At 67.1% G+C, this 12,232-nt stretch carries 9 protein-coding genes; 7 read left to right on the forward strand and 2 right to left on the reverse strand.

Annotation, left to right across the window (positions count from 1 at the left end; all coding sequences use genetic code 11):
• Window positions 1-306 precede the first annotated feature (306 nt).
• The 4 genes from AWJ14_RS02540 (at window position 307) to bioB (ending at window position 7,570) form a co-directional block, all read left to right on the forward strand.
• The gene (locus AWJ14_RS02540) at window positions 307-5,166 is read left to right on the forward strand and encodes a beta strand repeat-containing protein (RefSeq protein ID WP_066174480.1); all 4,860 of its coding nucleotides are present in this window, start codon (window positions 307-309) and stop codon (window positions 5,164-5,166) included.
• A gap of 115 nt (window positions 5,167-5,281) precedes the next feature.
• On the forward strand, window positions 5,282-5,950 hold the full coding sequence (locus AWJ14_RS02545) for a GntR family transcriptional regulator (RefSeq protein WP_066174483.1): 669 nt from the start codon (window positions 5,282-5,284) through the stop codon (window positions 5,948-5,950).
• An 82-nt stretch (window positions 5,951-6,032) separates the two neighbouring features.
• Complete coding sequence (locus tag AWJ14_RS02550; RefSeq protein ID WP_066174486.1) at window positions 6,033-6,590, forward strand: biotin transporter BioY; 558 nt, start codon at window positions 6,033-6,035, stop codon at window positions 6,588-6,590.
• A complete protein-coding gene (bioB, locus tag AWJ14_RS02555) occupies window positions 6,587-7,570 on the forward strand; it encodes a biotin synthase BioB (RefSeq protein WP_066174489.1) in 984 nt (327 codons plus the stop codon). Before AWJ14_RS02550 ends, bioB begins: the two co-directional genes overlap by 4 nt.
• A gap of 1 nt (window position 7,571) precedes the next feature.
• On the opposite strand, the gene pdxR is transcribed toward bioB, so the two are convergent.
• Window positions 7,572-8,987, reverse strand: a complete 1,416-nt coding sequence (gene pdxR, locus AWJ14_RS02560; protein ID WP_066174493.1) for a MocR-like pyridoxine biosynthesis transcription factor PdxR — start codon at window positions 8,985-8,987, stop codon at window positions 7,572-7,574.
• Window positions 8,988-9,076: 89 nt separating this feature from the next.
• On the opposite strand from pdxR, the gene AWJ14_RS02565 reads away from it, so the two are divergent.
• From AWJ14_RS02565 to pdxY, 3 genes are read left to right on the forward strand one after another with little or no spacing between them, the layout of a single operon-like run.
• Window positions 9,077-9,775, forward strand: coding sequence for a glutamine amidotransferase (locus AWJ14_RS02565; protein ID WP_066174495.1), 699 nt, complete (start codon window positions 9,077-9,079; stop codon window positions 9,773-9,775).
• A complete protein-coding gene (locus AWJ14_RS02570) occupies window positions 9,772-10,452 on the forward strand; it encodes an MOSC domain-containing protein (RefSeq protein WP_066174498.1) in 681 nt (226 codons plus the stop codon). Before AWJ14_RS02565 ends, AWJ14_RS02570 begins: the two co-directional genes overlap by 4 nt.
• On the forward strand, window positions 10,449-11,297 hold the full coding sequence (gene pdxY, locus AWJ14_RS02575; RefSeq protein WP_066174501.1) for a pyridoxal kinase: 849 nt from the start codon (window positions 10,449-10,451) through the stop codon (window positions 11,295-11,297). Before AWJ14_RS02570 ends, pdxY begins: the two co-directional genes overlap by 4 nt.
• Before the next feature lie 21 nt (window positions 11,298-11,318).
• Here pdxY and AWJ14_RS02580 read toward each other — a convergent pair whose 3' ends face one another.
• Window positions 11,319-12,098, reverse strand: coding sequence for an alpha/beta hydrolase family protein (locus AWJ14_RS02580; RefSeq protein ID WP_083219962.1), 780 nt, complete (start codon window positions 12,096-12,098; stop codon window positions 11,319-11,321).
• Window positions 12,099-12,232: the final 134 nt, after the last annotated feature.

The following is a 12,232-nucleotide window of genomic DNA, read 5'->3' on the forward strand; positions in this document are numbered from 1 at the left end:
CATGGCTTGAAGCGCCATGATACCGGCAGCACGGATGGTCCCGGATCTCCTTCGGGACGTGCGGATTGCCGGTTCGACGCGTCGCCTCGTCGCCTTCCCGGACAACCAGGGGATGGACCCGGTCCGCAGTGACCGCGGAGGCTGCCCCCCCCCGGAACGGTATTCGCACGGATGCCTTCCGGACCCGACCAGATTCCTCATCCCGACCAGATTCCTCATGCTGAAATGAGATATTTTCAATAATGGCCGGTTCGGGCCAGCGGATAAGGTCGATGCTACATTTCCCTCCATCGATGCGATTCCGCCATGACGTATTTCAATTTCGACATGAAAAAGCTTGGCCTTTCAATGAAGACCGAGCGCAAAGCTCTTTCCCGTCTCGCCATGGCGGCCGCAATTGTGGTGCTCGGCGCCCATCCGGCACTGGCGCGCTCCGCGGGTTGCACCCAGATGATGGCCGACTTCAACAGTTCGATGACACCAGCCTCCTCCCTGGAGAAAAGCTACGCTGCCTCCAGCTTCGATCCCAGCGAAGAAGCCAAGTTCACGATCGTGATGGGACCGGAGCCCGATTTGGGCGAGTTCGAAGTCGCGGGGCAGGGCGGAACGCCGCAATATATCTTGAATATCGACAACACCACCTATCAGACCGGCTCGGCATCAACCGTCATCACCGGCACACAACTGACCACAACCGGGTTGCGGATACGGCTGGAAGGATACCAGTTGTCCACCGGCGGCCTGTGGGTGGTTGCCGCGGACTGCGGTGTCGACGGCCCCCCGCCCCCGTCCATCACCAGCCAACCCTCCAACAGTTCGGTTTCCATCGGCGGGACCACCAGCTTCAGCATCGCGGCCTCCGATGCGACCGCTTACAAGTGGCAGGTCAACAGCGGTTCGTCCTGGACCGATCTTGCCGACAATGCCACCTATTCCGGCACGACCACCACCACCCTCAGCCTCACCGGCGTGAGCCTTGCCATGAACGGGTATCAGTACCGCGCGATCGCAACGGGCGCGGCCACGCCCGACGCCACCTCGAACGCAGCAACCCTGACGGTCAACAAGGCCACCCCCAGCGTGTCCATCGCGAGTTCGAGCACGACGCCCGTCTTCGGGACATCCGTGACCTTCACCGCGACCCTGTCGGGCGGGCTTTCGCCTTCGGGCACCGTCACCTTCAAGGACGGGGCCACGACGCTGGGCACGGGAACGATCTCGGGAACCACCGCCACCTACTCCACCGCAGCGCTGGCCGCCGGCAACCACTCCGTTACGGCCGAATATGGCGGCGACGCCCAGAACGCGACCGCAACCTCGGCGCCCGTCGCCGTGACAGTGGGCAAGGTGACCCCCACCATATCGGTGGCGAGTTCCGATACGGCGCCGGCTTTCGGCACATCGGTGACCTTGACCGCAACCCTTGCCGGCGGCGCGTCGCCCTCAGGAACGGTCACCTTCAAGGACGGCGCCACAACCCTTGGTACCGGCACGATATCGGGCACGACTGCCACCTACTCTACCGCGGGGCTCGCCGTCGGCAGCCATTCGATTACCGCCGAATATGCCGGCGACACCAACAATGCCACCGCGACCTCCGCCGCCGTCACCATCACTGTCGCCAAGGTCGAGCCCACGATCTCGGTCTCGGCGTCCGATGCTGCCCCCGCCTTCGGCGCGTCGGTGACGCTGACCGCAACCCTTGCCGGCGGTGCATCGCCGTCAGGAACGGTCACTTTCAAGGACGGCGCCACAACCCTTGGCACCGGCACGATATCGGGCACCACCGCCACCTACTCGACCGCGGCCCTCGCCGTCGGCAGCCATACGATCACCGCCGAATATGTCGGTGACGCCAACAACCTGTCGGCAGTTTCGGCATCCACCACCGTCACGGTCGCCAAGGCGACGCCCACACTCACGGTGTCGCCCTCCACAGCCACACCGGCCTTCGGTGCGTCGGTGACCTTCACCGCAACATTTGCCGACAGTTCCGCCCCGACGGGCACCGTCACCTTCAAGGACGGCAGCACGACGCTCGGAACAGGCACCATCTCCGGAACGAGCGCAACCTATTCGACATCGGCGCTGTCGGTCGGCAGCCACTCGATCACCGCGGAATATGCAGGCGACACGGACAACGCGCCCGCCAGTTCCACGAGCGTTGCCGTCACGGTCGCAAAGGCGGTCCCAACGCTCTCGGTCACCAGTTCCAACATCGCGCCCTCCTTCGGCACCTCGGTGACCTTGACCGCGACCCTTGCCAACGGATCCGCGCCCACCGGCACCGTCACCTTCAAGGATGGCGCGGCAACGCTCGGAACCGGAACGATCTCCGGAACCACCGCAACCTATTCCACATCGGCACTGTCGGTCGGCAACCATTCGATCACCGCAGACTATGCAGGCGACGCCGACAACGAGGCAGCAGCGTCTTCGGCCTTGACGATCAGCGTCGGCAAAATCGCCCCCACGATCGCGCTCACCGCCTCCGACGCCACTCCGGCGCTCGGCGCATCGGTGACCTTCACCGCGACGCTTGGCGGCGGCGCATCGCCGTCAGGCACCGTCACCTTCAAGGACGGCGCCACCACGCTCGGAACCGGGACCATATCCGGAACCACGGCGACCTTCGCGACGTCGGCGCTCGCCGTCGGCAGTCACTCGATCACCGCGGACTACGCTGGAGATGCGAACAACGGCGCGTCGAGCTCGCAGCCTCTCGCCGTGACGGTCATGAAGCTCACTCCCACGATCGCACTCACCGTCTCCGACGCCAACCCGGCGCTCGGCGCGTCGGTGACCTTCACCGCGACGCTTGCCGGCGGCGCATCGCCGTCAGGCACCGTCACCTTCAAGGACGGCGCCACCACGCTCGGAACCGGGACCATCTCCGGAACCACGGCGACCTTCTCCACGGCAGCGCTCGCGGCCGGCAGCCATGCGGTGACCGCGGACTATGCCGGCGATGCGGACAACGAGGCGGTATCGTCGTCCTCGGTGACCGTGACCGTCAGCAAGCTCACTCCCACGATCGCGCTTGCCGTCTCCGACGCCAATCCGGTGCTCGGCGCGTCAGTGACCTTCACCGCGACGCTTGCCGGCGGCGCATCGCCGTCCGGCACCGTCACCTTCAAGGATGGAACCACGACGCTCGGAACCGGCGCCATTTCCGGCACCACCGCAACCCTCTCCACCGCGGCACTCGCAGCCGGCAGCCATGCGATCACGGCGGACTATGCCGGCGACGCGAACAATGAAGCAGCAACCTCGTCGCCCGTGACCGTGGCGGTCGACAAGCTTGTCCCCACGATCGCGCTCACCGTTTCGGATGCCAATCCGCAGCAAGGCACCTCGGTGACCTTTACCGCAACGCTTGCCGGCGGCGCATCGCCGTCCGGCACCGTCACCTTCAAGGACGGAACCACGACGCTCGGAACCGGGACCATCACCGGCACCACGGCAACCTTCGCGACGGCGGCGCTCTCCGTCGGCAACCATGCGGTCACCGCAGACTATGCCGGGGACGCGAACAACGAGGCGGCCTCATCCTCTCCGGTGAGCGTCACCGTCGAGCAGACGGTAAGCTTCACTTTCGCGCCTTCGACAGGCTCTCTCGGCGATGCCATGGCCGGCGAGGAATACCGCCAGTCCCTGTCCGTCACCGGCGGCACCGCTCCGCTGGTCTTCAGCATCGTCTCCGGGACATTGCCGGACGGTCTGGTGCTCAACGTCTCGACCGGTGAACTGAGCGGAAGGCTTTCCCCGGACACGGAACTGAAGCTCTACAGCTTCACCATCGGCGTGCGCGACAACACCGGCGCCACCGGTGAGGCGGCCTACACGCTCAGGGTCGTGGAGCAGAAGGTCACCGTGGTCGACAAGCAGCAGACCGTGCCCGCCGGCTCGTCCCCGCTCAATGTCGACCTCGCGCAGGGCGCGACCGGCGGCCCGTTCATCTCCGCCGATATCGTCACCGTCTCGCCGCCCGACGCGGGCACCGCCACCATCGTCAACGGCGAGTTTGCCGCGGCAGGCGGCGCTACCCCGATCGGCTGGTATCTCAAGTTCACGCCGAACCCGTCCTATTCAGGCCAGGTCAAGGTGCAGTATCGCCTGACGAGCACCCTCGGCGTCTCCAATACCGGCACCGTTACCTATCTCCTGAGCTTCGATCCGGCCCAGGTAAGCTCGGACATCGATCAGCATGTGCGCGGCTTCGTGGAGACCCGGCAGGGCCTGATCGCGTCTTCGATCGAGATCCCCGGCCTTCTGGAACGAAGGGCAATGGCCGGCGCCAACAGTCCGGTCACGGCGCGGGTGATGCCGTCCGGCGACAGCATGAGCGCAAGCTTCGCCACCAGCCTGGCCCAGATGAGGGGCGCCGGCAGCGACGGCACCGCCACGGCCACCGGTCCCGGGCTTTCGCCCTTCAATGTCTGGGTCGATGGCAAGCTGATCCTGCACAACCGCGACCAGAACGACGGTCGCTGGGGCGAGTTCGGACTGGTCTCGGCAGGCGTGGACTATCTGCTAACGGACCGCGCGCTGATCGGAGTGAGCGTCCACTACGATCACATGACCGATCCGACCGATGCCGATGCGCGGCTGACCGGCAATGGCTGGCTCGCCGGGCCCTATGCCTCCTTGGAACTCGGAACCGGCGTGTTCTGGGACACGAGCCTTCTGTATGGCGGCTCTTCGAACACCATCGACTCCGCATTCTGGGACGGATCGTTCGACACGCGCCGCTGGCTGTTCGACACCTCCATCAAGGGGCAATGGCGGCTCGATGCAGCGACCACGCTGACACCCCGGCTCAGGGCCGTCTACTTCTCCGAAACCGTCGATGACTACGCGGTCGCCAACAGCGCCGGCAACAGCCTGGTCATCCAGGGCTTCACGACCGAACAGTTGCGCGTGAGCCTTGGTGCGGAGCTTGCTAGACGCTTCACCCTGGACAACGGGATGACGATGACAGCGAAACTGGGCCTGACCGGCGGGCTCTCGGGCCTGGACAATGCCACAGGGTTCGGCCAGACCACGGCCGGCCTGTCGCTCGAGATGCCGGAAAGCTGGAACCTCGATTTCGGGCTCCTGTTCGGCCTCGAGGACGAAGGACGGACATCCGCCGGCGCGAAGCTGGGGCTCAGGACGCGATTCTAGAGCGACCGGGGCCGGCATGGCATGTGCCGGCCCGCTTCTTTTCGGGTGCCCCGAACCCGCGCGCAGGATGTCAGCGTGCATCGACAGGATGCGCGTCCTGGATTATCTATGATTCATGGGATCAGCGACAGAAGAACCGATTTCCGACCGGATCGCCCGCATCCTTGCGGACCGGATCATCTCCGGCGAGCTTCAGCCGGGCGTGCGCCTGCGGCAGGATCATGTCGCCAGCGAGTTCGGCACCAGTCACGTCCCGGTGCGCGAGGCCTTCCGCGCCCTGCAAACGCAAGGTCTGGCGGAGAACGAACCCTGGCGCGGGTTTCGCGTCACCGACTTCGACGTGGCGGAGTTGCGCGAGGTGGCGGAGATGCGGGCAAGCCTGGAATCGCTCGCCCTGCGCCACGCGGCGCCGAACCTGACCCGGGCGATTCTCGAGGAAGCGGAAGAGGTTACCCGCCACGGAGACCGCGCCGGCAATGTCCGCGACTGGGAGGCCGCGAACCGCAGGTTTCACCGCCTGATCCTCACGCCATGCCGCATGCCACGGCTGCTCAGGACGATCGACGACCTGCAGGCGGCCAGCGCCCGGTTCCTGTTCGCGGCCTGGCGCAGCGACTGGGAAGCACGCACCGATCACGACCACCGCGCCATCCTGGATGCCCTGCGCAAGGGCCAGACGGAGTTCGCCTGCACCACGCTGGCGCGCCATGTCGGCTGGATCGGCAAGCGCAAACCGACATCAAAAAACGCTGACCCAAGAGTGACTTACGAGATTCCGGGATGATTATCTATAATCCTGATTGATCCAGAAGAAGCGCCTCCGGAATTATAGATAGCGTTGAAACCTATCTTCGGAGGCCAGCCTCATGGCATTGCTCACCCCCTCTCTGTCACGCTCCGCATCGCTCTGGCGCAATGTCGCCCTCACGCTGTGCGGCGCAACCCTGATCACGATCAGCGCGAAGGTGCAGATCCCGTTCTGGCCGGTGCCGATGACGCTGCACACGCTGGCCGTGGTCTTCCTCGCGGCCGCGCTCGGCCCCCGGCTCGGCTTCGCGGCCATGGCCACCTATCTCGCCGCCGGGGCAGCGGGCCTGCCGGTCTTTTCCGGCTCGCCGGAACGCGGGATCGGGCTGGCCTATATGGCGGGTCCGACCGGCGGCTATCTCCTCGGCTACCTGCTTTCGACGCTCGTGATCGGCCGCCTGGCCGCCGGGCGCGGCCTGATCGGCCAGGGGCTGGCGATGCTGGCGGGCCTCGGCGTGATCTATGCGTTCGGACTGATGTGGCTCGCCAATTTCGTGCCCGCATCCGGCCTGATCGCCGCCGGCTTCGTCCCCTTCATCCTCGGTGACCTGATCAAGATCGCGCTCGCGGCCACCGTCGTGACCAGCCTCCGCCGGTTGAAAGGCCCCGCGGCATGAGCGACATCAGGACCGACTGGACCATGGAAGAGGCACGGGCGATCCACGCCCTGCCCTTTCCCGAGCTGATGCACCGCGCGCAGACGCTGCACCGGGCACGGTTCGACCCGGCCGCGATCGAAACGGCGAGCCTCCTCAGCATCAAGACCGGCGGCTGCCCGGAGGATTGCGGCTACTGCTCGCAATCGGCCCATCACAAGACCGGCGTGAAGGCCACCAAGCTGATGCAGGCCGACGAGGTGCTGGCGGCCGCCCGCCGCGCCAAGGCCGCTGGCGCCCAGCGCTTCTGCATGGGGGCTGCCTGGCGCAGCCCCAAGGACCGCGACATGGACGCGCTCTGCGCGATGGTGCGGGACGTCTCGGAACTCGGCCTCGAGACCTGCATGACGCTCGGCATGCTGACGCCCGTCCAGGTGGCGCGGCTGAAGGCGGCGGGCCTCGATTTCTACAACCACAACATCGATACCTCGCCGGATTATTACCGCAAGATCGCGTCGACCCGGACGATGGAGGACCGGCTGGAGACCGTGAACCACGTCCGCAGCGGCGGGATCCGGGTCTGCTGCGGCGGCATCATCGGCATGGGCGAGGCGGAAGAGGACCGGATCGCCATGCTGGTGACGCTGGCGACCCTTCCGGCCCATCCCGACAGCGTGCCGATCAACCTGTGGAACGAGATCGAGGGCGTTCCGGTGCAGCAACTCGCCGAGCCGGTCGACCCCTTCGCCCTCGTCCGCCTCGTCGCCCTGGCGCGCATCCTGATGCCCGCCTCGGTGGTGCGCCTGTCCGCCGGCCGCACGGGAATGAGCGACGAATGGCAGGCGCTGTGCTTCCTTGCCGGGGCGAACTCCATCTTCGTCGGCGACCAGTTGCTCACCACCGGCAACCCCGCGGCCTGGAAGGACCGGGATCTATTGGCGCGGCTCGGCATGCACACAGCGCCGGCCCACCCCCGGCTGTCGCCGATGGCGGCGGAATAGCTCAGCCGGGCCAGCAACGGGCGAGGATTTCCACCGCCCGGGCAATCTGCCGCTCCTCCAGCGCCGCATAGCCAAGGCGAAAGGCCTGCGGCGCTGCCTCTTCCAATGCGAACCGCGAACCGGGGAGAAGGGCGAGACCGGACTCACCTGCCCGCGCCGCCCAGCATTCCGCCGAGACGTCGGGACACCGGAGCCACAGCGCCAGTCCGCCCGCCGGCACGTCGAAGGCGATCCGGTCGCCCAGATGCTCCCGCAGGGCCGTGGCCAGAACATCGCGACGGGCACGATAGACCCGGCGCGCCTTGCGCGCGTGGCGGCCGAGTTCGCCGTCGCGGATCAGTTCCGCCAAGGCCGCTTCAAGCGGGGCGTCGCCCTGCCGGTCGATCGCCGCACGCGCCGCGGCCATGCGGCCGAGCACGGGTTCCGGCGCCAGCGCATAACCCAGACGAATCCCGGGCGAGAGCAGCTTCGACAGCGACCCCACATAGATCAGCGGCAGGTCGGCAGGCGCACGCGCTGCCAGCGGCAGGACCGGGCGTCCCTCGAAGCGATAGTCATGGTCGTAATCGTCCTCGATCAGCGTGATGCCGCGACGTTCGACCAGATCCAGAAGCTGCAGCCGCCGCGCGGCCCCCATGGTCACCGTGGTCGGATACTGGTGATGGGGCGTGACATAGACCGCCGCGATGCGGGGGGCGGACACGATCGCCTCCTCCAGAGTCGTGACCGAGAGGCCGCCCGCATCGACCGGAACGCCCCGCACCTCGGCGCCCGCGGCCCTGAACGCCTCCCAGGCAAGCGGATAGCCGGGCTCTTCCACGGCAATCGCCTGGCCCGGCTTCAGCACCGCCTTGGCTGCCAGAAACAACGCCATCTGGCTGCCACGCGCCACCAGAAGCCGCGACGGATCGGCCACCACGCCCCGGTCCGAGGCGAGATAGGACACCAACGCCTGGCGCAGCACCAGCATGCCGCGGGCATCGCCATAGTCCGACCCGGCCCGGAAGGCGGGCGACAGCAAGGCGCGGCGGAAGGCGCGCGCCAGGGCCGTGTCCGGCACCAGGGTCGGGTCCGGCGCGCCATCGGTGAAGGCCAGCGGCGGCGGCACCATGACCGGCTCCGCGGGAACCGATATGGCGACCGGGGCCGCCATGTCGTCGGGAAAATCCTGCGCGACGAAGGTGCCACGCGCCGGCTCGGCCTCAAGCCAGCCCTGGGTCAGCAGCTCCTGATAGGCCGCATCGACCGTGTTGCGATGGACGCCGAGCTCCCGCGCCAGCGCACGCGTGCCCGGCAGGCGGACGCCGGGCCGCAGCCGGCCGCGCAGAATGTCGCGGGTGATCGCCTCGGCGATCGCCAGGAACAGCGGACCGCGCGGGTCTTTCTCGATATCGAGCGCAAGCGGATGCGCGGGCATGACAACCGGCCTATCAGAATTTCAAGAACTGGCACTTTTCCATAGGCCGGATATTCGCGAGACAGGCGTGAAAACGCAAGAGGCCTCTCATGTCGAAATCCGCCCTGATCCTGCGCCATCTCGCCTTCGAAGATCTCGGCAGCTTTGCCGCCGTGCTTTCAGACGAAGGCTACAGGCTGATCCACGCCGAAGCCGGGATCGATCCCTTGCCGGACCCGCTCGGACCCGACCTCGTGGTGGTGCTCGGCGGCCCGATCGGCGTCAATGACGCCGATACCTATCCCTGCATGGCGGCGGAGCGCGCCTGGCTTCGTCCGCGGCTCGACGCACGCCGCCCCACGCTCGGCATCTGCCTTGGCGCGCAACTGATGGCATCAGCCCTTGGCGCAAGGGTCGCGGCGATGCCGCACAAGGAAATCGGCTTCGCTCCGCTGACGCTGACCAGGGCCGGCGCCGATGGCCCGCTCGGCCAGCTCCGGGACGCCCCGGTTCTCCACTGGCACGGCGAAGCGTTCGACATCCCGGCCGGAGCGGAGAACCTCGCCGCGACGGCTGCCTGCCCGACCCAGGCCTTTGCCATGGGGCCGGCGATCCTGGGGCTGCAATTTCACCCCGAGGCCGCAGAGCTGCCGGCCTTCGAGCGCTGGCTGATCGGTCACAGCGTGGAACTGGCCCAGGCCGGCGTCGACCCCAACAGCCTGCGCAGCCAGGCCGCCACCCATGGCGCCCCGCTCAAGCGCGCCGGCCAATCCATGCTCCGCACCTGGCTGCGGGAGTTGCCGGCGTGACCGGCATCACGCTCCTGACCGGCCGCGCCCGGCCGCTTGCGGGAAGCCAGGCGCTGAGCGGGATCGCAAAACGTCCGACCGACCGGCCGCTTCGGCTTGGCCCGGAAGGCTTCGACGGTGACGAACAGGCCGACCGGCGCGTCCATGGCGGCATCGAAAAGGCGGTGCATCACTATCCGCTGGATCATTACCCGCTCTGGCGCGGGGAGCTGGGGGATTTGCCGGCCCTTGAAGCGCCCGGCGGGTTTGGTGAAAATATCTCGGCATCCGGCCTCACTGAAGCCGGCGTTGCGGTGGGAGACATTTTCCGGCTGGGCACGGCGCTGGTCCAGGTCTCCCAGGGGCGGCAACCCTGCTGGAAGCTCAACCACCGCTTTGGCGTGCCGGACATGGCCCGCCGCGTGCAGAAGACCGGCCGCACCGGCTGGTACTACCGGGTGCTCGAACAGGGCATCGTGACAGCGGGAGACCGGCTCGAGCTTGTCGACCGCATTGCCCCGGACTGGACGCTGTACCGGCTCTGGCATGCGCTTTATGTCGACCGGCTGAACCTCAATGAGCTCAAGGGCATCGCGGCCCTCGACGTGCTGGCGGAAGGCTGGCGGAAATACGCGGTCCGGCGGCTGGAAAGCGGCCGGGTCGAAGACTGGCGCAACAGACTGGACGGCACGTCATGACCCCTCCCCCCTTCGTGATCTCGATCCAGAGCCAGGTCGTATTCGGCCATGTCGGCAATTCCGCGGCCCTGTTTCCGATGCAGGCGGCCGGGCTGGAGGTGGCGGCGATCCCGACCGTGATCTTCTCCAACACGCCCGATTATCCGACACTGCGCGGCCGAGCGCTTCCGCCGGAATTCTTCTCCGACCTGTTGCAAGGCGCACGCGAGCGCGGACTGCCAGAGCGGGCAGACTTCATCCTGACGGGCTATATCGGTTCGCTGGATGTGGCGATGATGGTGGCGGACTTCGTGGCCGAGGCCAAGGCCGTCAATCCGCGCCTCAGCTATCTTTGCGACCCGGTGATGGGCGATAGCGGGCCAGGCCTCTATGTGCCCGAAGCCATCGCCGACGTGATGCGCGAGCGTTTGCTGCCGATGGCCGACATCGCCACGCCGAACCCATTCGAACTGACCTGGCTGACCGGCCACGAAATCGCCGGGCTTGCGGATCTCGAAGCGGCCAGGGCAAGCCTGAAGGTCGCGCCCGGCGCCTCCCTGATCGCCACGGGCTGCGCGCTGGAAGATACACCGGCCGGGCATATCGAAAGCGTCATTCTCGGCGCTGAGACCCCGAGCCGCCATCCGGTTGAACATCTGCCGGTGGCGCTGCCGGGAACGGGCGATCTGTTTGCCGCGCTGATCATCACGGGTCTGGCGCGCGGATTGCCCCTGCCCCGAACCGTTGAGCAGGCGCAGCGTCTCACCTCACGCGCGCTGGACCACGCCCGCACGCTCGGCGCCGGCGAAGTGGTGCTGAGCGAAGCGGAGTTCCGCCGGGACCTTCTGACGCTCGCGTCCGCGTAGCGGCACACGGTCACCCCGGCATCACGGACACACCGAGGGCCGGCCGGCGCGGGCCAGAAGCCAGTGCCTCGACAGATCCAGTATCTGGGCCAGCCGGCTGGTCCCTGTGCCGTCGACCATGCCGTGGTCGAGCCCGCCCTCCTCCCAGTAGGTCAGGTTGCACCGCCCGCTCTGCTCGAAGGCAGCCACGGCCAGGCGCGCGGAGGCAACCGGCACGGACAAATCCGCGCTTCCGTGAATGAGAAGCAGTGGGGCGTCACTTTCCATCATGAAATCCACCGCCCGGCGATCGATACTGTCGGCCCAATAGGCAAAGCTCGATCCGCCCCAGACTTCGGCGCTTTCCGGAGTGTCGCGGATTCTCTGAAAGACGAGATCGATATCCGGCAGCTGTTCCGCGGGCACGCCTGCCCGCTTCATGTCATCGAGCATGACCTCGCGGATATCCTCGCCAAAGCGCCGTCCGCCACCGAGCGACATCAGGATCGCGGCATCGACAGGGTAGGACGCGATGAAACGCGCGGCCACCTCGGCCCCTTCCGAGCCGCCGAACACGAACAGCCGGCCATCCCACCAGCCCGCGCCGTCGAGCTCCTCCATCACGCGCAGATAATCCTCGACGCGCTGGCTGTTGGTGCCGTGGCGATAGAAGGCTTCGGAGCAGGACTCCGGATCACCGGTGGGCGACACGCCGTATTTCTCGACGGTCACGGCGGCAAAATCGGCGAAAACGGCGCGCGCCAGGGCAAGGCCGGTGCTGGCGCTCACGGGCGCGCAGCCGGATCCCTGCATGAAGATCATGACCGGAACTTCCGCGTCACCGGACGGACGTGTGATCGACCAGTCAAGAACGCTCCCGTCCGCCCGTGCAAGCCGACGCTCCTCTGCCTCCGCCGAGGCGGCAAAGCCGAGCAAAGCGGCAGTCACAGAAGCGG

Origin of the sequence: Parahoeflea olei (assembly GCF_001703635.1) — a bacterium.
Classification (GTDB): domain Bacteria; phylum Pseudomonadota; class Alphaproteobacteria; order Rhizobiales; family Rhizobiaceae; genus Hoeflea; species Hoeflea olei.